Origin of the sequence: Lunatimonas sp., assembly GCF_020832325.1 — a bacterium.
Classification (GTDB): domain Bacteria; phylum Bacteroidota; class Bacteroidia; order Cytophagales; family Cyclobacteriaceae; genus Lunatimonas.
In genome coordinates this window covers 34,035-55,442 of the sequence record NZ_JAFIEU010000010.1, presented here as the reverse complement: position 1 = coordinate 55,442, position 21,408 = coordinate 34,035, and the positions used below count along the sequence as shown (strand labels likewise).

Annotated in this window: 21 protein-coding genes; 1 reads left to right on the top strand and 20 read right to left on the bottom strand. The window is 49.2% G+C overall.

Annotated elements, in window-relative coordinates; all coding sequences use genetic code 11:
* Nucleotides 1–260 precede the first annotated feature (260 nt).
* The 7 genes from JJU34_RS03010 to JJU34_RS02980 form a co-directional block, all read right to left on the bottom strand.
* The gene (locus JJU34_RS03010; RefSeq protein ID WP_228690849.1) at nucleotides 261–806 is read right to left on the bottom strand and encodes a YcxB family protein; all 546 of its coding nucleotides are present in this window, start codon (nucleotides 804–806) and stop codon (nucleotides 261–263) included.
* 706 nt (nucleotides 807–1,512) lie between these two features.
* Nucleotides 1,513–1,938: a PIN domain-containing protein gene (locus tag JJU34_RS03005; RefSeq protein ID WP_228690848.1), complete on the bottom strand. Its 426-nt coding sequence runs from the start codon at nucleotides 1,936–1,938 to the stop codon at nucleotides 1,513–1,515.
* Between the two features lie 2 nt (nucleotides 1,939–1,940).
* A complete protein-coding gene (locus JJU34_RS03000; RefSeq protein ID WP_228690847.1) occupies nucleotides 1,941–2,189 on the bottom strand; it encodes a DUF6364 family protein in 249 nt (82 codons plus the stop codon).
* A gap of 668 nt (nucleotides 2,190–2,857) precedes the next feature.
* A complete protein-coding gene (locus JJU34_RS02995; RefSeq protein ID WP_228690846.1) occupies nucleotides 2,858–3,421 on the bottom strand; it encodes a PIN domain-containing protein in 564 nt (187 codons plus the stop codon).
* Nucleotides 3,411–3,866, bottom strand: a complete 456-nt coding sequence (locus JJU34_RS02990; protein WP_228690845.1) for a helix-turn-helix domain-containing protein — start codon at nucleotides 3,864–3,866, stop codon at nucleotides 3,411–3,413. Before JJU34_RS02990 ends, JJU34_RS02995 begins: the two co-directional genes overlap by 11 nt.
* A 185-nt stretch (nucleotides 3,867–4,051) precedes the next feature.
* The gene (locus tag JJU34_RS02985; protein ID WP_228690844.1) at nucleotides 4,052–4,234 is read right to left on the bottom strand and encodes a tyrosine-type recombinase/integrase; all 183 of its coding nucleotides are present in this window, start codon (nucleotides 4,232–4,234) and stop codon (nucleotides 4,052–4,054) included.
* Nucleotides 4,235–4,337: 103 nt separating this feature from the next.
* Nucleotides 4,338–5,177 (bottom strand): purine-nucleoside phosphorylase, encoded by an 840-nt coding sequence (locus tag JJU34_RS02980; protein ID WP_228690843.1) that lies wholly within the window; start codon nucleotides 5,175–5,177, stop codon nucleotides 4,338–4,340.
* 149 nt (nucleotides 5,178–5,326) lie between these two features.
* On the opposite strand from JJU34_RS02980, the gene JJU34_RS02975 reads away from it, so the two are divergent.
* Nucleotides 5,327–5,851 carry an NAD(P)H-dependent oxidoreductase gene (locus JJU34_RS02975; protein WP_228690842.1) on the top strand — a complete coding sequence of 175 codons (525 nt, stop codon included), beginning with the start codon at nucleotides 5,327–5,329 and terminating at the stop codon, nucleotides 5,849–5,851.
* Here the strand turns inward: JJU34_RS02975 and ftsZ are convergent.
* The 13 genes from ftsZ to mraZ all read right to left on the bottom strand — a co-directional run bounded on the left by ftsZ (nucleotide 5,848) and on the right by mraZ (nucleotide 21,164).
* A complete protein-coding gene (gene ftsZ, locus JJU34_RS02970; RefSeq protein WP_228690841.1) occupies nucleotides 5,848–7,449 on the bottom strand; it encodes a cell division protein FtsZ in 1,602 nt (533 codons plus the stop codon). The two genes, JJU34_RS02975 and ftsZ, sit on opposite strands and share 4 nt — an antisense overlap.
* Before the next feature lie 90 nt (nucleotides 7,450–7,539).
* Entirely contained in the window at nucleotides 7,540–8,865 is a 1,326-nt protein-coding gene (gene ftsA / locus JJU34_RS02965) for a cell division protein FtsA (RefSeq protein WP_228690840.1), read from the bottom strand.
* Nucleotides 8,866–8,875: 10 nt separating this feature from the next.
* A complete protein-coding gene (locus JJU34_RS02960; RefSeq protein WP_228690839.1) occupies nucleotides 8,876–9,643 on the bottom strand; it encodes a cell division protein in 768 nt (255 codons plus the stop codon).
* Nucleotides 9,630–11,030: a UDP-N-acetylmuramate--L-alanine ligase gene (gene murC / locus JJU34_RS02955; RefSeq protein ID WP_228690838.1), complete on the bottom strand. Its 1,401-nt coding sequence runs from the start codon at nucleotides 11,028–11,030 to the stop codon at nucleotides 9,630–9,632. Before murC ends, JJU34_RS02960 begins: the two co-directional genes overlap by 14 nt.
* Nucleotides 11,027–12,139: an undecaprenyldiphospho-muramoylpentapeptide beta-N-acetylglucosaminyltransferase gene (gene murG, locus JJU34_RS02950; RefSeq protein WP_228690837.1), complete on the bottom strand. Its 1,113-nt coding sequence runs from the start codon at nucleotides 12,137–12,139 to the stop codon at nucleotides 11,027–11,029. Before murG ends, murC begins: the two co-directional genes overlap by 4 nt.
* A gap of 1 nt (nucleotide 12,140) precedes the next feature.
* On the bottom strand, nucleotides 12,141–13,310 hold the full coding sequence (locus JJU34_RS02945; RefSeq protein WP_228690836.1) for an FtsW/RodA/SpoVE family cell cycle protein: 1,170 nt from the start codon (nucleotides 13,308–13,310) through the stop codon (nucleotides 12,141–12,143).
* Nucleotides 13,307–14,662 (bottom strand): UDP-N-acetylmuramoyl-L-alanine--D-glutamate ligase, encoded by a 1,356-nt coding sequence (gene murD, locus JJU34_RS02940; RefSeq protein ID WP_228690835.1) that lies wholly within the window; start codon nucleotides 14,660–14,662, stop codon nucleotides 13,307–13,309. The genes JJU34_RS02945 and murD overlap by 4 nt, the downstream gene beginning before the upstream one ends.
* A gap of 1 nt (nucleotide 14,663) precedes the next feature.
* Complete coding sequence (mraY, locus tag JJU34_RS02935; protein WP_228690834.1) at nucleotides 14,664–15,875, bottom strand: phospho-N-acetylmuramoyl-pentapeptide-transferase; 1,212 nt, start codon at nucleotides 15,873–15,875, stop codon at nucleotides 14,664–14,666.
* On the bottom strand, nucleotides 15,875–17,338 hold the full coding sequence (locus tag JJU34_RS02930) for a UDP-N-acetylmuramoyl-L-alanyl-D-glutamate--2,6-diaminopimelate ligase (protein WP_228690833.1): 1,464 nt from the start codon (nucleotides 17,336–17,338) through the stop codon (nucleotides 15,875–15,877). The genes mraY and JJU34_RS02930 overlap by 1 nt, the downstream gene beginning before the upstream one ends.
* Nucleotides 17,338–19,443, bottom strand: coding sequence for a penicillin-binding transpeptidase domain-containing protein (locus JJU34_RS02925; protein ID WP_228690832.1), 2,106 nt, complete (start codon nucleotides 19,441–19,443; stop codon nucleotides 17,338–17,340). Before JJU34_RS02925 ends, JJU34_RS02930 begins: the two co-directional genes overlap by 1 nt.
* Complete coding sequence (locus JJU34_RS02920; protein ID WP_228690831.1) at nucleotides 19,440–19,826, bottom strand: FtsL-like putative cell division protein; 387 nt, start codon at nucleotides 19,824–19,826, stop codon at nucleotides 19,440–19,442. The genes JJU34_RS02925 and JJU34_RS02920 overlap by 4 nt, the downstream gene beginning before the upstream one ends.
* A 2-nt stretch (nucleotides 19,827–19,828) precedes the next feature.
* Entirely contained in the window at nucleotides 19,829–20,734 is a 906-nt protein-coding gene (rsmH, locus tag JJU34_RS02915) for a 16S rRNA (cytosine(1402)-N(4))-methyltransferase RsmH (RefSeq protein WP_228690830.1), read from the bottom strand.
* Complete coding sequence (gene mraZ / locus JJU34_RS02910; protein ID WP_228690829.1) at nucleotides 20,727–21,164, bottom strand: division/cell wall cluster transcriptional repressor MraZ; 438 nt, start codon at nucleotides 21,162–21,164, stop codon at nucleotides 20,727–20,729. The genes rsmH and mraZ overlap by 8 nt, the downstream gene beginning before the upstream one ends.
* Nucleotides 21,165–21,408: the final 244 nt, after the last annotated feature.

Genomic DNA, 21,408 nt, shown 5'->3' with positions numbered 1-21,408 from the left:
ACATGGAGGACTGAGCGTGAAGAAAATATACGGTGGATATTTTTAGCGAAGGGCCGGCCTGTAGGGTGGGTTGAAATAGATTCGGTTTCTATGTGGCAACAGTAGGTCATGGTAACTGGAGAAACGAGCGGGGACTGCGGAAACCATATTCCTGACGCGGGAAGGAGGAGACCCGTATCCCGATAGCTATCAGGAGTGGTGTGAGAGGCGCACTTCGTCAACTTAACGGTTGGCGAGCCCGTCTCGATGATTCCTGGTAATTATTTCCATTCCCATTTTTCATCCGTGTCGTATTTAATTTTCAAATGGTCAGCAAGTTCTTTTAGTTTTGCTTTCACTTTGTCAAAATCAGTTATCTTGTCTTTTGGTAAAATAAATGATTGTCCGCCTTTTAGCCTAACAAAAATTGTTGAAGGGATTTCGCATATTTCTTCTAATTCAGTTGTCAAAACTTTACTCTGACTTCCGTTGTCTTTTGCTAAGATATATTCATTGTTAAATTCCAAAGTTGCGGTTCGTCCAAGTCTGTCTTTGTAATTTTCTTTTATAAACCCCTTATAGTGTTTGATGTAGTGTCGTCTTTCCCAAATGGGGTAAATAAGAAACCAAAGAAGTCCGATAATGAAAAATATAATTGCCAATAAAACTTTGTCTTGATAGAGAAATAAAAGTCCAAAAGCAATGTATATTAATGGCAATATCACTTTGTTTCTTTGCCTTTTCTTTTTTATGCGGTCAGATTTTGACGCAACAAAAAGTTGATGTGTCAAAAAGTCGTTTTCGTCAATTTTATAGTCTATCGTCATTGTCGTTTATTATTGGGCATAACGTCTCGCGCGTAACATTAGTGGCGACTTAATATGCACTTTTTTTTCGGTTAAACTTTAAGTTGCTAAAAATACACAAAACACACGTTTCAGCACAAATCTCGCCATTTTTGTTATGCGCTGTGTGTGCCCAGCATGGGCATCTGGTATCGAAGATACCAAAGTATTCCAGAGGGTGAAAGTCTCCGCCGGCTGGCGGACAAGTTGGTGAAGCCTGTTAGCCCCGCTAAGGCGGGATTTCCACTTCGTTCCAGCCAGTCTCCTGTATTTCACAGGGCTGGTGGTCTTGCCGTGAGAGGACCTAGCGTATAGAAATAATCCGCTTCGGCGGATTATTTTAGCATGGGGCCAGGCCGCGGGGAGGACGAGCCCCGTATCCCCATAGCTATCCCGAGCGGTTTTAGAGCTCCATCCTGAGCTATTTAGCTCAGGTAGGGCCTCGATTGTCTGCAGTTTTTATAATTTATATTATTATGTAAATAATAATATATTTGATATAAATGAAATACAAACCCGTAAAATTTATTTGAATATATTGGTTTGTCAAATTGCACACAAAACCCGGCTGTATGTGGTCGGCCGGGGCTTTTCTGCCAATTACGAGATTTTCAGGCCAAGTGCGGCTGACTTGGGAGTACGAAGCACTCTATCTGCTATGGAGCCTTGGCTGCCGTATACAGCTTTCTTAGTGGTTTGCTATTATTAACTTCAAATAACTCTCCGGAGTCATAACCCCTAATGCACTGTTTTTAAAATCCTTAGTATTACGAGTGACTATTACATCGATGTCTCCGATTATTTCAGCGGAATAGTTCTGTAAAGCATCTTCAAAGTCTTTAAATGGTGAATTCAGAGCCCGCAATATTGTTTCTTTATCAGTGGTCAACACCTCAGTTATGGAGATTAACTGATTTAATTTATCAGTCACTTTTTCGTGCTTCGCAGTTTGTCTCAACAAATAGTATACATTGCTAATAATCATTGACGTAATATGGCCTGTAATTTTTTTAGATTCGCAAAGGGCTAATACTTTCGCTGCATTGTCTGAAAAGGGTTTTCTGTCGAAAAAGAAATCCAGAATAACGTCAGTGTCAATCAATATTCTTTTCATTCTTACAGGTATTTTTCAGCAAGTCTTTTTGAGAGTTCCGATTTATAATCAAAGTTTCGGGGTTCTTTAAATGTCCCCTTTAAAGATTTCACGATGGGAGTCAGTTCAACTTCCTTGGATTGTTCTTCTTTCGTAATGATTTTTAGGTAATTCTCTATTATGTTAGAAAGACTTTTGCCTTTTCCTGATGCGTACTTTTTAGCTTTTTCAATTACCGATTGCTCTATTGTAAGTGTCAGTTTAGTATTCATTTTACACTCCTCCTATTTTAAGTTCTTGTACGTGTAAAATTAAATCAAATTTATAGCACGTGCAAACAAAGTAGATTTCATACGTAGTTTTTTTTTGCCTGCCACTAACGGTCCGCGGCTAAGAAACGTGGTGCATTTCGAAGCGATTACCTTGCTGTTAGAACAAAGGTTTGCTCGGGGAACAAATCTTTCGGATACCATTGACCGCCCCATGTTTTCTTAGTTGCTGTGTGTGCCCGGCATGGGCATCTGGTATCGAAGATACCAAAGTATTCCAGAGGGTGAAAGTCTCCGCCGGCTGGCGGACAAGTTGGTGAAGCCTGTTAGCCCCGCTAGGGCGGGATTTCCACTTCGTTCCAACAAGTCAGTCGGGAGACCGAACATCAAGCGACACGAAAATTCGATACGGAGTGCCGATAGCTATCGGCATAGCCTTATCTTAAAAGTAGCGGAAAGGGATAGTCGGTGAAAAGAGCGGCTATTCTATGGTTGATGAACTGGGACTGAGCGTTAAGAAATAATCCGCCGAGGCGGATCATTTTAGCGAGGGGCCGGGCTGCGGGGAGGACGAGACCCGTATCCCGAGCTATCGGGAGTGGTTTGAGAGCCTCAACCAGAGCTATTTAGCTCAGGTCGGGCTACTCGATTGTGCTTTCGTTTTTCCTTTATCATAATAGAGCATGCAGGTAGTTTGCTGAATCAATCAGTCCATTTTTCCGAAATCGATCTAATATCTCAAATTCATCCAGATTGGGATTGGTTCTATTCAATACCAATGCTCTGAAAGCTTCTAATGCAAGGTCATTATTTAGGTCAATGGTATCTGTTATAAAGTCATCGGCTGTTTTTGCTGTTAAACCGAAGCTTGCTAAATATGCTGGTGGAAAATCCTTCAGGTTGTTTGTTACTATGATATTTGCATTCGTTTTAATTGCAGCAGCCAATACATGCCTATCTTTTTCGTCAGGCAATTCTAAAGAGTTAACAAGTGATTCATAATTATCAACCAACGCATCTGGAAATGCACGCAAGGCTTTGTCCAATCTTTTTTTTATCTCTTCTTCAGAAATACCCTTACGTTTCATCACGTTTTCCCATTCTATAAAAATTTGTTTACTCCATTTGGGAGTGAAAAGATCATATGAGGCAAACCAAAACAGAAGGTCTCTGATATCAATCGGGTAAATCACATTGGTATCAAGAACGCATGTAAATCTGACACTATGAATCATACAAACCTGATTCTTCGTCTGACTTCATGATTTCTATGAGCAATTTGCGCTGCTCTTCTTTCATTTTTCTTTTATAATTGATGATATCCTGATATTTGATTCTTCTGTGTTTACCAACTTTTGTAAAGCTGATTTCCCCGTTTTCAAGCAATTTCACCAAATGTGGCCTTGAGCATCCTATAAGTTCCGCTGCTGCTTGAGTAGTTATTTCAGTAGCAATAGGAACTATAGATACAGGTTTACCATTACTGGTCTCTTTTAGAATTTTGGCTAGAAGTTGCAATGCTTTCAAAGGAATTTTAATCCTATCATTGGTCTCTTCGATTTCAATTTCAGGGTATTCAGAATGAATTTGATCTAATGCAGCAGCTAAAGCATCATAGGATAACATGGCTGCCTTTTGTTCTTCTTTAGAAGGTCTTTCTATATTCTCAATGTTGTTCATATTAATCTGCTTTGTTACAGCAAACATACGAAACATTCAAAAGAATGTTCGTTTATTTCGATTATTTAAATGAAGCACAACTACTGGCTAACCGCAACCCCTTGCGGTTAGCTGTCCTATGTACCCAGTGGTTTAGACTTCTAAATTTAATGAAATTCCGATTATAGGCAACTAGCTTTTTCATTTCAATACCTGTTAGCTCTTAGGTATCGCCGCAACCGATCCAGGATGGCGACGGGCAATAGGGTATATCGGTCTTTTTTGCCTTTTGCCTGCCGTATACGGATCATTTTGCGGTCAACTTCTATATCGCTGGTCTTCAGGTTGAGTACTTCTCCTATGCGCAGTCCGCCGCCGTACAGCAGCATCAGGACAAGGTCAACGTGGTCACCTGGCAGACGTATATGAACCGCAACTTAAAGCGCCAAAACATCGATCCACCCGGAGAAGGCACCTAGCCCCACTTCCTGCCTACAAGCTTCTGATCACCTCGTGCAGTATCCGGGTCATCACCGGTTCGGCGGCCTTTGCCGCATCGATCACATCGGCCAACGCAATCTTTTTGATCTTGCCGGGCACCCCCAGGTCGGTGATGGCCGAGATCCCAAAGACCGGGATATCCATGTGCCGGGCCACGATCACCTCGGGCACCGTACTCATACCCACAGCATCTGCACCGATGGCACGGAGGTATTTGTATTCGGCAGGCGTCTCCAGCGTGGGGCCGGTCACTCCAGCATATACGCCGCTATGCAGCGTCAGTCCGTTTCGCTGCGCATAGTCCATCGCAACTTCCACCAGGTCCCTGGCATAGGGTTCGCTCATGTCGGGAAAGCGGGGACCCATGCTGTCGAGGTTTTTGCCGATCAGAGGATTTTCCGGAAAAAGGTTGATATGATCGTCGATGACCATGCAATCGCCGACCTGATAGGTGGGGTTTAGCCCACCGGAGGCATTGGAGATCAGCAGGTGTTTGATGCCCATTTGTTTCATCACCCGCACCGGAAAAGTCACCTCCTTCATGGTGTAACCCTCGTAATAGTGAAACCGCCCCTTCATTACCACTACAGGCTTTCCCTGGATTTTGCCAAATACCAGCTTCCCGGCGTGGGATTCTACCGTGGATACCGGAAAATTCGGGATGTCCTTGTAGTTTACCTCACAGTCCAGCTCCAGGTCGTCCATTAAGCTGCCCAGCCCAGTACCCAGGACGATGCCTATGCGGGGAGAGGATTCAAAACAGTCGCTGAGGTACTGAAAGGCTTCACCGATTTTCTGTATATGGGTTTGGGCAACTTGGTTGGTAGGCATGCGTCGAATAATTTAGGTGTAAAAAAGGTAAAAATAGGCTTTCCGGCGGATCTATTCCTCCGGTTTAGATAATTTATTCGCTTTTTAAAGAAACTTTACCCCTCGGTTGGTTGTAGTATTGAAGTTATAAAAGAATCCCCCAAGCACTCATGATAAAAATAATCGTTGGCACCAACCGCCAGCCCTCCATATCCGAACAGGTCGCTAATCAATACCAGGAACTGCTGCTGGGTTTGGGGCAATCCTCCGAGATCATCAGTCTCAGTGATCTGCCGGATGATTTTGTGTTTTCGGCGCTTTACGAAAACAATGGAAAAAACGCCGCCTTCAACAAGGTCCACGATCAAGTAAAGGCCGGTAGCAAATACGTGTTTATCGTACCGGAGTACAACCACTCCTTTCCCGGTATCCTGAAAGCCTTTATCGATGGCATGACCTACCCGAACAGTTTTCGGCATAAGAAGTGTGCACTGGTGGGGATTTCCTCAGGCGTCGGCGGTGGCAGTATAGCCATGAGCCACCTGACCGACGTTTTTCATTACCTGGGAATGCATGTGCTCGCCTTTAAGCCAAGATTGGCAAAGATCGAGGAAAACATGTCAGGCAATCTGCTCACCAACAGATTGTACCTTGACTTATTGCGAGAACAGGCAGAACTATTGATTGCTTTTTAGTCCACGTTATCGTGTAAAAAGCGGTTGTTGCTGATAATCTCGTTGTCGTCGTTTAGATTGAATTTGGAAAGGTTCCGCTCGGAACTGTGTCCTACTTCTTGCAATTGCACATTCTTGCGCAGGTAAGCAGGCACTTCCAGCTTCTCCTTAAATTCTTCTGGCGACTGATCTACGGAGCGCTTTTGCTTCAGTCGCTCAAACTTCTCGTATACCCTTTTGACGGCGGATTCCCGCATCTCGTTGTAATACGTCAGGTGCGGGTTGGTTTCGGCTTCCTGCTTTGGCTTGGGCGGCACGATTTCGTTGTCTGCCTTGTCAAATAGCGTGAGCACCTTTTTTGGTTCAGGTGTGGGAACAGTTTTTTCGAAGATAAACTCCTCGTCCCGATCTACTTTATCGTTCAGGTTATGGACGATAGGTGGCTCCGCTGATGCTTTAGGCTCCGGCTGGGGTTTTTCTTCCACCTTGGGTTGCTCCGGCTGTATGGGGGTGGGGGTCACAAACGAAAACTGCTGACCTGTGTGAGCACCTACTTCATCCACCTTAGAAGTTTTTCCGGACTCCAGGTCGATGACTTTTTTTGAGTCATCAGCCTTTTGGCCCATGATCTGATGCTTCTCGGTGATGGATTCGGGTTCAAAACCGGTCGCGATTACGGTCACGCGGATAGCTTTTTTCAGGTCTGAATCAATTCCCTGTCCGAAGATTACCTCTGCGTTGTCACCGGCTTTGCTGGTGATGAATTCGGTGATATCGCTCAGTTCGTCCATGGAGAGTTCTTCCTCCTCGCCGGACATGATGGAGAGCAGTACTTTTTGTGCGCCCCGAATGTCCACATTGTTGAGCAGGGGAGAGGATATGGCCTTCTCCGCGGCCTTGATCGAACGGTCCTCGCCTTCCTCCGTTGCGGAGCCCATTACGGCTGCTCCGGCGTCTTTCATGACGGTCTTGACGTCTTCGAAATCTACGTTTACGTCCTGGTGGATGGTGATGATCTCGGCGATGGATTTGGCTGCAGTGGTCAGGATATTATCCGCTTTGCCAAAGGCTTGCCGAATGGGCAGGTTGCCGTAGATCTCCCGCAGCTTGTCGTTTAGGATGACCAGTACGGTATCGCAGTTTTCGCGCAGGGTTTCTATCCCGATCTGGGCTGAGGACATTTTCTTCCTGCCTTCAAATACAAAGGGCGCCGTAACGATGCCTACGGTCAGGATATCCATGTCCTTGGCGATTTTGGCGATCACTGGCGCTGCACCCGTGCCGGTGCCTCCGCCCATCCCGGCAGTGATGAAGATCATCTTGGTATTGTCGGAGAGCAGCTCGCGGATTTCCTCCTTGCTTTCCATGGCGGCGTGTTTTCCCTTTTCGGGATTTGCTCCCGCACCCAACCCCTCGGTCAGGTGGGTGCCGATTTGTATCTTCAGGGGTACAGGGCTGCTTTTAAGCGCTTGTGCGTCCGTGTTGACGACCACAAACTCCACGTCTTTAATTCCCTGGTTGTACATGTGGTTTACGGCGTTGGAGCCGCCTCCACCCACTCCGATCACCTTGATGATGGACTTGTGGTTTTTGGGGATGTCAAATTGATAGTCTTTCATAATTTCTGACGTTTTCCTCGTTGTATGGTGAACGATGTATTGGCTACTAGTTTGCGTAAATGGAAAATGCGCTGGCTAACCGGACTGGGATCAGTAGCCCGGGGTTTCATCTCCTAAATCATCGGTGATGAAGTTTTTCAGTTTCTTGGTAATGCTGCTGAAAATGTCCTTGGATCCGTTTTCCGCACGACCGATTTTGTTTTTGCCATTTTGGGGTACTTGACTGTGGAGTTCCTTGGCCCGGTAGGTTTCTTCCCGGTCGTCCAGAGCCTTGAAGCCCGCAAGTACCAGCCCTACGGTGGTGGCGTACATGGGGCTTTTGATTTCTTCCACCTTGGACTTGCCCAAGTGTTCGTTGGGATAGCCAATGCGGGTATCTAACCCGGTGACATATTCAAAGAGCTGCGAAGCACCGTTTAGCAGGGATCCGCCGCCGGTAAGCACGATGCCACCCGCTAGCTTCTTGTAGGTGCCACTGGCCACGATCTCGGACTGCACCATCTCAATGATTTCTTCCATCCTGGCCTGAATGATGGAGGCCAAGTTCTTAACGGAGATTTCCTTGGGCGGTCTGTTTCTGAGCCCCGGTATGGAAACGATCTCGTTGGGGTTGGCCCGTTCGGCCAGGGCCTTGCCAAATTTGGTTTTCAGCAGCTCGGCCTGATTCTGCATCACCATGCACCCCTCTTTGATGTCGGTGGTGATGATATTGCCCCCGAAAGGGATCACCGCGGTGTGGCGGATGATGTTTTCGTGAAAGATGGCCACGTCGGTAGTGCCACCGCCTATATCTACCAGACACACACCGGCTTCTTTGTCTTCCTCGCTCAATACAGAAAGGGAACTGGCCAATGGCTCCAGGATCAGGTCCTTGGAGATCAGGTCGGCGCGCTTGACGCACTTGTTGATGTTGTGGATAGCCGAGCTTTGCGCAGTGATGATGTGAAAGTCGGCTTCCAGCCTTACTCCAGACATGCCCACGGGGTCCTTTACCCCGTCTTCGTAATCCACGGTATAGTCTTGGGGCATTACGTGGATGATCTTGTTGCCGGGAGGTACGATGATATTTTCCATGTCGTTTGCCAGGCGGCGTACGTCTTCCACGGTGATCTCGTCGTCCTGACTGTTGCGGATGATCACCCCGTGATGTACCGAACTACGGATATGCTGTCCCGCGATGCCTACGATCACCTCTCCGATGTCCACGTTGGACATCTCGGAGGCTTCGTTTACGGCCTTTTGGATGGCGTTGATGGTCTTGTCGATGTTGGTTACGATTCCCCGGGTTACGCCCTCCGACACGGCTTTGCCCATGCCGAGCACTTCCAGTTTTCCGTATTCGTTTTTGCGCCCGATAACTGCGCAGATTTTAGTGGTGCCGATGTCCAAGCCCACGACTAGTTTTTCATTTTCCATAGCGCTTTGTTTATTCACAAATGATCTGATCCTTATATTTCACATTGACCCGCTCGTAGGCATTCCAGCCCTTTTGCGGCACGATCTCGGTATAGTAAATACCGATTTTTTTAAATTTTTCTGCGATCTGTTCCGGTTTTCCGAATTCGATGACTTGCTTGCCTACCTGCTGCTGTAGTAGCACGTCGCCGTTGGCCAGAAGCTCCATTCCGCTGATTTGTGCCTGCCACATTTTATCGTCGTGGATGTAGTGGATCAGCTCCAGTAAGGCCTCCTGTTCGGGAGTCAGCGCCCCTTGTTCGAGGATACGCTCAGCCCCTCGGCCTTCCAGGGTGATCACCCTGGGGGTGAAGTTGTTGGAAGTGGGCAGGATTTTGCCTTCGGTGCTGATGTAGGCATCGGGAGCCATAGGGCGAACGATGCGCGCCAAGGGAATATGTTGGGCTACCTTCACCATGATCTTTCCTTTCAAGTCAGCAAATACGGCCGCATCCTTCACAAAGGGATGACTCTCCACTTTTTTCTCCAGCTCGTAGAGGGAGATATCGCTCAGCGCTGCACCCGGTCGCAGCTGCGCAAATTCGTTTTCCAGCATGCGCAGGATTTCCTTTTCCTCCACAAAGTAGAGTTCGCTGACGCCCTCCACATATACTTCGATGCCTTCGAAGGTCTTATGGCCCCCCCGGAACTCCACAAAGCCGATGTAAAGGGTCAGGACCAAGCCCAACGAGGCAAAAACTACCCATCGCTTAAGTTTCCAGTTTCTACCTTTTTCCATCGCTCAGCCAGTTAAATATCGAATGTACCAATCGGTCTATGTCTCCTGCCCCGATGGTTACTAGTACTTCGGGTTTTGCCTCCTGCAGGTAGGGGATTAGTTCTTCCTTGCTCTTTAGACTCTTTTCAGCGGACTGAATAGCGGGTAACAGCATGGAGGAGGTTACGCCTGGAATGGGAAGTTCCCGCGCTGGGTAAATGTCCAGCAGGATGACTTCATCGGCCAGGGAAAGGCTTTCGGAAAAGCCCTCTGCAAAATCCCGCGTTCGGGTAAACAGATGGGGTTGAAATACCGCGGTAAGCTTCTTGGAGGGGTAAATCGCCCGTACAGAACTCAAGAATGCCCTAATCTCCTCCGGGTGATGGGCGTAATCATCGATGTACACCCGCTCATCGTCTTGATACACAATCTCAAATCGACGTTTCACCCCTTTGTAGCTCAGCAAACCTGTTTTGATTTGTTCTGCGCTTACGCCAAAGTGCCGGGCAACGGCAATGGCCGCGAGGGCGTTTTCGATGTTGTGAAATCCCGGCATAGGCAAGTGCAACCCGGAGATGGTTTCGTTTGTATCTACATAGTCAAAGCTGAATCCGCGAATGCCGGCCACGATGTTTACGGCATGGATGCCTTGACTTTCTATGCCATAGGAGATCACCTTCGAGGAAATTCCCGTAAGATTCCCCAGTTTTTCCAATGCCCGGTATTGGCCGATCACTTTGCCTTCGGGGGCAGTGAGCGCCAGAAAGTTACTGAAGCCTTCCATGACCTGTGCCCCGTCACCATAGATGTCCAGGTGGTCCGGGTCGGCACTGGTCAGGATGCTGATATTGGGATGCAGGTGCAGAAAGGAGCGGTCAAATTCGTCCGCCTCCACCACGACGATGGGCGGTTCCTCACTACCCTCATCGTGCAGAATCAGGTTGCTTTGGTAATTCTGAGTTAAGCCACCCAAAAAGGCGGCAATGTTTTTTCCGGCCTGTTTGAGCAGGTGGGCTACCATGGAGGAGGTGGTGGTCTTGCCATGGGTACCCGCCACCGCTACCGAATACATGTCCCGGGTGATCATCCCCAATACTTCGGATCGTTTTTTGAGTGGATACCCTTTTTCCAACAGGTGGTTTTTCAGTACGGAGTCCTTGGGGATGGCAGGGGTCCAGATTACCAGCCGGTTTTCGGTACTCTCCAAAAAAGCTGCAGGCAACTCGCCGATATGATCGGTATAGGTGATCACCATACCCTCTGCCTCCAGAGAATGGGTGAGCGGGGAGGGCGTTTTGTCATATCCCCACACGGGTACACCGATGTAGTTGAACCAGCGGGCGATGGCGCTCATGCCGATGCCGCCGATACCCAGAAAATAGACGCTATGTAGGTTTTTCAAGTTCATTGGATCCATTTTTCCATGACCGCTACGATTTCTTCGGCTGCTTTTTCTTTGGCCAGTTTTCGTATGTTTTCGCCAAGCTGTTGGCAGGCAGCTTCGTCGTTTGCCAATTCTTCCAGAAAGCTGCCCAGTCGGGCGATTGCTTCCCCGTCCGGCAACATCCGTGCCGCCCCCGCCGAGACGTAGGTCTGGGCATTTTTGGTTTGGTGATCTTCAGCCACGTTTGGAGAGGGGATAAAGATCACCGGTTTTCCCACTAGGCTTAGTTCCGATACGGACAGGGCGCCCGCCCTAGATACCACAAGATCTGCGGCAGCATAGGCCAAGTCCATTTCCCGGATAAATTCCAAGGGATGGATATGCACGAGTCCGGACCGGTCTACCCGCTCGTTCATTTCGTTGAAATAAAATTTCCCGGTCTGCCAGAGCACCTGATAACCATTGTGTTCCCATTCACCCATGGCTGCGGCAACGGCCTCGTTGATGGTGCGTGCACCCAAGCTTCCGCCGAGTATTAAGAGGACTTTTCTGGTGGGGTCCAATCCAAACGCCGTTTTGGCAGGATCTGCTTTCCCCTCCAGCGCAAGGATATCGCTTCTAACCGGGTTTCCGGTATAGTGAATCCGTTCTGCTGGGAAAAAGCGCTCCATGCCGGGGTAGGCCACGCAGATTGCCCGCGCATGTTTGGCCAGTAATTTATTGGTCAGGCCAGCATATGAGTTTTGCTCCTGTATCACGGTGGGAATGCCCCGACGCTGCGCTGCAAAAAGCAGGGGACCACTCGCATAGCCGCCCACGCCCACCGCCAAATCCGGCTGAAAGCGCTGCAAAATCCCTTGGGCCCGGCGGATGCTGCCCCATACTTTGAAGGGAAAGCTGAGGTTTTTCAGGGAGAGGCTGCGTTGCAATCCGGCTATCTTCAGCCCTTCGATTGCATAGCCGGCCTCGGGTACTTTTTGCATCTCCATCTTTCCTTCGGCACCCACAAACAGGATTTCGCTCCCCGGATGTGCGGCCATCCACGCGTTGGCGATGGCAATGGCAGGATAAATGTGTCCGCCTGTGCCGCCGCCGCTGATGATGATGCGATATGTCCGGTGTTTGGTTGTCATATTAGGCTACTCTTGCCAGTTTTCGTTCCATAGGTGTTTCGGCCGCAAAGCTGTCCTCGTGGTCACCCCGGCTTACACTCAGGATGATGCCCAGTGAGATCCCCGTGAAGATCAGGGAAGTTCCTCCCATGCTGACCATGGGCAGGGGCAATCCGGTGATCGGTACCAGCCCCACGGCCACCGCCATATTGATCATGGCTTGTATGACCAGGGCAAAGCTCAACCCGGCCGAAAGCAGTCCGCCAAAGGGTCGGGTAGAAATGGCGACCACGCGCATGCCTCTATACAGCAAGGCCAAATACAAAAACAATACCGTGGCACCTCCGATCATGCCGTATTCTTCGATAATGATGGCATAGATAAAATCGGAATAGGGGTGGGGGAGTACGTTGCGTTGCTCGCTTTTGCCAGGACCTTTGCCGGCGATGCCTCCTGTGGCGATCGCGATGTAGGAGTGCTTGGCCTGATAAGGAAGGTCCTGATCGCTATCGCTCATAAACTTCTCGATGCGTTGGAAGAAGGTTTCCCCCCGTTGCCCCAGCAGAATGGCGGTGGTCAGGCTGAATACCCCCACCAGTACGACCATGGCCAGAAATTTCACAGGCACCCGCCCTATAAACATCAGCAGCAGGCAGGTAGCCAAAAGCATCACCCCGGTAGACATGTTTGCAAAGGCAATGAGCGTACAGATAATGCCGATCCAGATCAGAATAGGAATCACCGCACGTTTCCAGTCTTCGATGTTGCGCTGCCGCTTGGCCAGCATTCCTGCTACCGCAGAAATCAGCGCAAGCTTACCCAAATCAGAAGGTTGAAAGGCCTGATTGATCAGGGGAATGGTCAGCCAGCGGTTGGCTTCGTTGATGGTAGAACCGAAGAGGTAGGTGAACGCCAGCAGGGGAATGCTCACCCAAAGCGCCAACAGGCTTAGCTTGGCAAAGTATCGGTAGGGGATATTGTGAACCGCCCACATCACCACGAGACTGGCGATTACCAGTGCTCCGTGCTTGAATAGGTACAGTTCGGTATTGCCACCGGCGGTTCGGTATGCGAGGGACCCGGTGGCGGAATATACCACAAGGATACTGATCAGTGAAAGCAAGATCACGATACCCCAGATTATAGGGTCCCCCTTCAGATTTTCCTCCATCCAGTTTTTGATAGCTGTCACAATTGCCTCCTTTCTCCCATGCGTTTTACTGCTTTCCTGAATTGATCTCCGCGATCTTCGTAATTTTTAAATAGGTCGAAGCTGGCACAGGCAGGCGATAGCAGGGCTAAGTCTCCGCTTTGTCCAAAATCAACCGCCAGGCCGATGGCTTCTTCTATAGACTTGGTTTCGCTGATACGTGGGATCACCCCACCAAAAGCGTTTTTCAGTTTTTCGTTGTCTTTTCCCAAACAGATTAGGTGCTTCACCCGGTCCTTTACCAAGGGGATCAGCACGGAGTAGTCATTTCCCTTGTCCACGCCTCCGGCAATCCAGATCAGGGGTTCCTTGTAGGCCGCCAAGGCGTAGGCCGTTGCGTCTACGTTGGTGCCTTTGCTGTCGTTGATAAACCGAATGCCATCCACGGTTCCCACGCCTTCCATGCGGTGCGGGGCATTGACGAACGTTTGCAGTCCATGGCGTATCTGTGTTTCTGTCAGTCCGGCGATCAGTGCAGCTTGGATGGCAGCCAAGGCATTGATTTGATTGTGTTTTCCGCGCAGGTTGGTCTCCGATAGGTCAAAGCGCAGCGTTTCGTTGCCATGGACAATATGTAGCAGATCTTCCTGTACAAAATGACTGGCGCTATAGGTTGCATCCCATGCGATGGGGTAGCGGTGCTTGCTGTTCTCCCATGCTTCTACCCTGTTTCGGATGATATCCTGCTCGTTAAAGTAGATAAAGTGATCCTCCCTGTCCATGGCATCCATCAGTTTGAACTTGGCTTCTGCGTAGGCATCCAGTTGATAGCCGTACCGGTCCAGGTGGTCTGGGGTGATATTTAGTAAGATGGCGACTTTGGGTTTTAGTTTCCGAAATCCCTCTATTTGGAAGCTGCTCGTTTCCAAAACCCACCAAGCGTGGTCCCTTTGGACCAACTGTCCTGCCCAACTTTTTCCCACGTTTCCGGCCAAGCCCACGTCCAGCCCTGCCTCCTTCAGCAGGTGGAAGGTCAAAAGGGTGGTGGTGGTTTTTCCGTTGGTGCCGGTGATTGCAACGATATTTCCGTGGCTAAAGGAACTGGCAAATTCCAGTTCGTCTACTACGGGGACATCCCTGGTTAGCAGATCCTGAATCATGGGCAGGCTATAGGGAATTCCTGGACTCTTGATGACCAGATCCACCCGATCAAATAGGCCTGCGCTGTGCGTGCCTTCTTCGAAGGGAATCCCTGCTTTGGAAAGTAGCTCCTTGCGGGGCTCGGAAATGCTTCCCGCATCGGAGACCATCACTTGGTGGCCCCTATGTGCAGCCAACAAGGCTGCTCCTACGCCGCTTTCTCCTGCTCCCAATATGACTATTCGTTCCATCATTCTATCGCAGTTTTAGGGTAGCTAGGGCCATGATGGCAAATAATATTCCCAGTATCCAGAAACGCACGGTAATCTTGGGTTCTGGAATGTTTTTCTTTTGGTAGTGATGGTGCAGGGGAGACATCAAAAAGATGCGTCGGCCTTCACCGTATTTTCGTTTGGTGTATTTGAAGTAGCTGACCTGAAAGATCACCGAAAGTAGTTCGATCAGGAAGATGCCGCAAAGAAGCGGCAGCAGCAATTCCTTGCGTAGTGTCAGGGAAAGCACGGCGATTACGCCACCGATCATGAGGCTTCCCGTGTCTCCCATAAATACCTGCGCCGGATAGGCGTTGTACCAGAGGAATCCCACACAGGCACCGACAAAGGCCGCGCAAAAGATCACGAGCTCACCGGAGTTGGGGATGAACATCACGTTGAGGTATTGGGAGAAGATCGCGTTGCCGCTGATGTAGGCGTAGATGGCGATGGTCAGGCCGATGATGGCGGAGGTGCCCGCCGCAAGCCCATCGATCCCATCCGTGATGTTGGCGCCGTTGGACACCGCGGTCACGATAAAGATGACCAGGGCGATGTACAGAATGGGCGTAAAGAAATCTCCCATAAACCCAAATACCACATCGTAATTCAATTCGTTGTTTTTCAAAAATGGAATGGTGGTCTTTAGGGACTTGACATCCCGGAAGCTGGGAGTATCTACCACCCCTTCTTCCACGGAGACCGGTGTGTTGAATTCCCGAATGACGACGTCGTCGTGGAAATACAGGGTGGCGCCCACCACGATACCAATTACCACTTGCCCTACAATTTTAAACCGACCGGCCAGTCCTTCTTTGTTTTTGCGGAAAACTTTTATGTAATCATCCAAAAATCCGATACCACCCAGCCACACGGTAGTGCCCAGCAGCAGGAGAATGTATACATTGAAGATGTTGGCAAACAACAGGGTGGGTACGATAATGGCCGCCATAATCATCAGCCCGCCCATGGTGGGGGTGCCGCGCTTTTCCATTTGCCCTTGCAAGCCCAGTTCCCGAACGGTTTCACCGATTTGCTGTTTACGGATCCAGTTGATGATTCCCTCCCCAAAGGTGATGGTGATGATCAGGGAAAACAATGCCGCCATCCCTGCCCGGAAGGAAATGTACCGGAACACCCCGGCTCCCGGGATATCAAATGCTTGGTCCAGATAGTCAAAAATATGATACAGCATTAGACAGAATGGGTTAAAATCAATAATTCCTTCACGGTTTCTTTGTCGTCAAACGGATACCTGACTCCCTTGATTTCCTGGTAGGCCTCGTGCCCTTTTCCGGCAATGAGTATGATGTCTCCTTTTTGTGCGATGGCGCAGGCGGTTTTAATCGCCTCCCGCCGGTCGGCAATGGAAAGGGTCTTGCGCAGGTCCACCGGGTTGATGCCAGCTTCCATCTCCCGGATGATCTGCGTCGGGTCTTCGTCGCGGGGGTTATCGGACGTCAGGATGGTTTTCTCACTGTGCTGGCAGGCGATCTTAGCCATGACCGGACGTTTGCCTTTGTCCCGGTTGCCGCCACAGCCTACCACGGTGATCAGGTTTTCACCGCCGGTACGCAGATTTTGGATGGTCTTCAGTACATTTTCCAATGCATCCGGCGTATGTGCATAGTCGATAATGGCCGTGATTCCCTTATGCAGCACCTGCTCAAACCGCCCCTTGGCACCCCGTAATTGGGATAGCTGCATCAGTACTTCGTTTTGTTCTTCGCCCAGAATCAGCGCGGTACCCAGTACCCCCAGCAGGTTGTAGGCGTTGAATTCGCCGATCATCCGAAACCAAACAGACTGGTTGTCGATGTCAAGCTCCATGCCGTGCAGTGTATTGCTGATGATTTTGGCTTTGAAGTCACCCGGGTATTTCAATGCATAGGTGTAGATGCTTGCCTGGGTGTTCTGCACCATGACCATACCGCGTTTATCGTCTGCATTAACCAATGCAAATGCACCCTGTGGCAGCTCGTCAAAGAGCTTTTTCTTTGCTTTGATGTAGGCATCAAATGTTTCGTGGTAATCCAGGTGATCGTGGCTGATATTGGTAAAAATGGCGCCTTTGAACGCAAGGCCTGCCGTACGTTCTTGTACGATGGCATGAGAACTGGCTTCCATAAAGCAATAGGAGCATCCGGATTCTACCATCTGCACCAGAAGCCGATTGATGGAAAGTGCGTCCGGGGTGGTGTGGGTGGCAGGGACCACCTGGTCATTGATGCGGTTTTCTACCGTTGAGAGTAGGCCCGCCATATAGCCCATTTCCCGATACAACTGATGCAGGAGCGTGACCATAGTGGTCTTGCCGTTGGTGCCTGTTACAGCCACTAATTTTAGTTTTTTGGATGGATGGTCGTAGAAGTTGGCTGCCATCCAAGCCAAGGCCCGCGAGGAGTCCGTGACCTGTACGTAGGTGACCGCTTCGACGAGTTCAGCGGGCAATTGCTCGCAAACAACTGCCACGCAGCCCTTTTCGATGGCGGTCGGGATATAGTCGTGCCCGTCGGTTTGGGTTCCCCGAATGGCCACAAACAGATCGCCCACGCCAATCGCGCGGCTGTCGAAGGCAATCTGAGATATAGGCGTTTCCATGTCTCCCTTTGTGGAGATCAAGGATACCTTATACAATATGTCTTTCAAAAATTTCATCAACCCAATATCAGTTTTATGATTTGGTCTTTGGATATCGCGGCCCCGGCTGCCAGGGATTGGTTTTTTACGCGCCCCTTGCCGTTGTACTGTACCCTAAGACCGGCATTTTCGAGGATATGAAGCGCATCCCTCAGCGTCATGCCCGTCACGTCCGGCACCTGCTGATTGTCCACCTTATTGGATACCCATTGGATGGACTTATTGCTTACCCGGGATTTTACCCAGGGCTCTTGTTCTTGGTAGTGGTTGGAGATGCCAAACTTGTTGCATAGCATCTGAAGCTCCTCGGTCAATCCAGCCTGTATATAGGGCAGGTCCCCGGCGTAGGGTTGATCGTTTTTGACCACCTTTTTCTGAAGGTCAAGTTTTAGATCCTGCGCATGGATCTTATCAGCAATCTCCTTGAATACCGGCGCGGAAATATCACCTCCATAGGCTTGAAATCCCTTTGGGCTATCGATGATGACGATGGCGCTGTATTTGGGGTTATCTGCGGGGAAGTATCCGACGAAGGAGGTGTAGTAGGTCTGTGTATACCTTCCATCTACCAGCTTCTGGGCCGTACCGGTCTTTCCGGCGATCTTGTAATTTTCATTTTTGATGTTTCGCGCCGTGCCGTTTTCCACTACACCTTCCAGCAGCGATTGCAGTTGTTGAATGGTTTTTTTGGAGGCGATTTGCTTGTTGATCACCTCGGTGTCGAAGGATTCCTTTACCGTATTCCCTCGGGAAATGCGCTGTACGATCATCGGTTTGACCATGCGGCCGTTATTGGCCACGGCATTGTAAAGGGTTAGGGTTTGTAGTGGTGTAACCTTTACCTCATACCCTATAGACATCCAAGGTAAAGTGGTGCCGTACCAGGTCTTTGTGCCAGGTTTTTTGAAAAAGGGGACCGCTTCTCCCTTCAGCTGAAAGCCTAGTGGTTGATCTAACCCTGTCTTGGATGCATATTGGAGATACTTAGAAGGAGCGGCTCCAAAGTGCTCGTTCACTAGGCGGGATACGCCGATATTGGACGACTTCTCAAAAACCTCCCTGACGGTAATTTTTCCAAAGCCTCCCGTTTTTGCATCCCGCATGGAGCGGTCATAAAATTTATATACACCGTTTCCGGTGTCTATACTGTCGTTTAGGCTGATTTTTCCCTCTTCCAATAGGGCCATCATAGATAGCAGTTTGAAGGTAGATCCGGGTTCGGTCAGGCCCTGTTCGCCTACGGCATAGTTATAGTATTCCCCGTAGCCGTAGCTGTTTTTATTTTTCTCCAGGTTGGCCAGCGCTTTGATGTGTCCGGTAGCCACCTCCATGACAATGACGGAGCCGAACGCCGCATCCTTGTTCATCAGCTGCCGCAACAGGGCCGACTCGGCCACGTCCTGAATATTGATATCCAAGGTAGTGGTGATGTCGTATCCGTCCTCGGGTTTGAGGTCTTCGGCGTCATGTAGGGGTTTCCAGCTTCCACCCGCAATTTTTTGAAAGAGAGCTTCTCCGTTTTGCCCTTGCAGGTATTCGTTAAAACTGTATTCGATTCCTACGCCGTACTGATCCTCGTTTAGAAATCCGATGGTACGGCCTGCCAGGTTTTTGAAGGGGCGGTACCGTTGATCCACCTTTTCGAAGATTACGCCTCCTCCCAAGCGTCCGTCACGCAGAATGGGCCATTTCATCAGGGCTAGCTTTTCTTGGTAACCGATGTGTTTACGGTTAAGGATCAAATATTTCTTACCGCTGTTTTTGGCATCCAAAATCATCCGCTTGTAGGCGGTGGCGGATTTGTCTTTATAAAAACCCGCCAAGAGAACAGAAAGAGAGTCTATACCCGAGCGGAATTTTTCGTCATTGGCGATGGATGGATCCAACACCACCCTGTAAAAGGGTAGACTCGTGGCGAGGAGGTTGCCGCCACTGCTGTAAATATTCCCTCTCGTAGCTTTTACCGGCCGGTATTGTAGGTGAATATCTTCGGAGATCTCCTGCCATTTTTCACCATCCACGAGTTGTATGGTGCTGATCCGGTAAAAGATAGCGCCACCGATCAGGGTAGTAAGTAAAAAGGCAATTCTTACCCGAAATAATATGGACCGTTTGATGTTCACTTTTTAACGATAATTTTAAATGGAGGCCTATCAATTTCTTCGATTCCCATTGGGGCAATTTTCTTTGCTACTTCCGACTGTTTGCCGGCATACATAAACGCTGCTTCCAGCGTGGTCACATCTGCCCGGATGTCTTCCACTTCCTGCTGCAATGCTTCAATTTTTCGGATGGTGTTTTCTGCTTTGTGGTTGCTCCAGATGTAAATCAGCGCCAACAGCGCGGCATACAGAAATGGAGGAACCAGTCCGACCGGGATCCCCTCACCAAAGATTCCGGTAAGGGCGAGCTTGCGTTCGATCAAGGCAAACAGGTTGTATTTTCCCTGTGGCTTGGCCGCACCGGGCTTGGCCCTCATCTTTTGTTTGAATGTGTTGCTTGCCATACCTATATCTTTTTTGCAATCCTAAGCTTTGCACTTCGGGCCCTGCTATTGGCCTTTACTTCTGCTTCGTCGGCAGTGACTGCCTTTCGCGTGACCGGATCCAAGGGACGTTGGATGTTTCCGTAGAAATCCTTTTCCACCTCTCCATGAAATTTCCCCTTTTGGATGAAATTTTTCACCAAGCGGTCCTCTAGGGAGTGATAGCTCATCACCACCAGCCTGCCGCCCGGCTTTAGCAACTCCGCGCTTTGTTCCAGCATGTCTTTCAATGCCCCCAGTTCGTCGTTTACGACAATGCGCAGGGCTTGAAATACCTGGGCGAAATATTTGAATTGCTTGCCACGTGGGGCAAACTTTTCCAGCAAGCTTTTCAGGTGTTCCACCGTCTGTATGGGCTTGTTGGCCCGCTCGGAAACGATGGCCCTGGCCAAGCTTTTGGCATTTTTTACCTCTCCGAACTGACCGAACAGCTTGTGCAGCTCGTTTTCGTCGTACGTGTTGAGAATGATTGCGGCGGTAATGTCACCGGATTGATTCATCCGCATATCCAAGTCCGCGTCAAAGCGGGTGGAAAATCCCCGTTCCGGCTCGTCAATCTGATGAGATGAGATACCTAAATCGGCCAGTATACCGTCCACTTCAAAGACATCGTAGAGTTTCAGGTAACGCTTCAGGTCACGGAAATTTGCCTGCACAAAGGTGAAGCGGTCGTCATCTGGTACGTTGGCCACCGCATCGCTGTCCTGGTCAAATCCATACAGGTGACCTTCCTCCAAGTGGGCCAATATGGCCCGTGAATGCCCTCCACCCCCAAACGTGAGGTCCAGGTAGATCCCGTTTGGCCGGATGTTCAGCCCTTGGATGCACGCTTCGAGCATGACGGGGATATGGTAGGAGGTGTTATCCATTTTTTCCTAAAAGTGCTTTGTTTAACTTGGGATAGTCGACTAGTATTTCTTCTTCTTTCGCATCCAACAGTTCGGTGTTCCAAATTTCGATGTGGTTGCCAATTCCCACTACACTCACAGCATCTTCCAGTTTGGCGTAAGCGAGCAGGTTCTTAGGGATGAGTATGCGTCCCGCACTGTCCATCTCTACGATGATCTCCCTTCGGAAATAGGCCCGCTTGAAGTTTCGTACGTCTTCATCGGTATCGTCCAGGTTGGCCAATCGGCTATATTCTTTCTTTGCTTCCAAGTGCGTCCGTAAAATCAGGCAATTCTCCAACCCCTTTCTAAGGTAAAGTTCGTTGTTGGGTGACTCTGGAAGCGCGGATTTTAATCTGGCAGGGAGAACCAGCCGCCCTTTGGCGTCAAGTTTACATAAATAGTCTCCCATGAAAACTCCCATACCTTTTTAAAAATTTCCGCAATGACAAAAGTAATAAATACTCAAACACTATCTACCACAATCCCCCACTTTTTACCACTTGCATATAAAAGTATCTAAAAGTTTGGTTCAACGCAATCTTTTTGTAAAAAAAATAAACCTACTACCTGCTGAAATTCATAGGGTTAATGGCGTGTAAACAGTGAGCGGAAGCCACTAAAAACCCATTCAAATGGCATTTTAGAATTGGTAT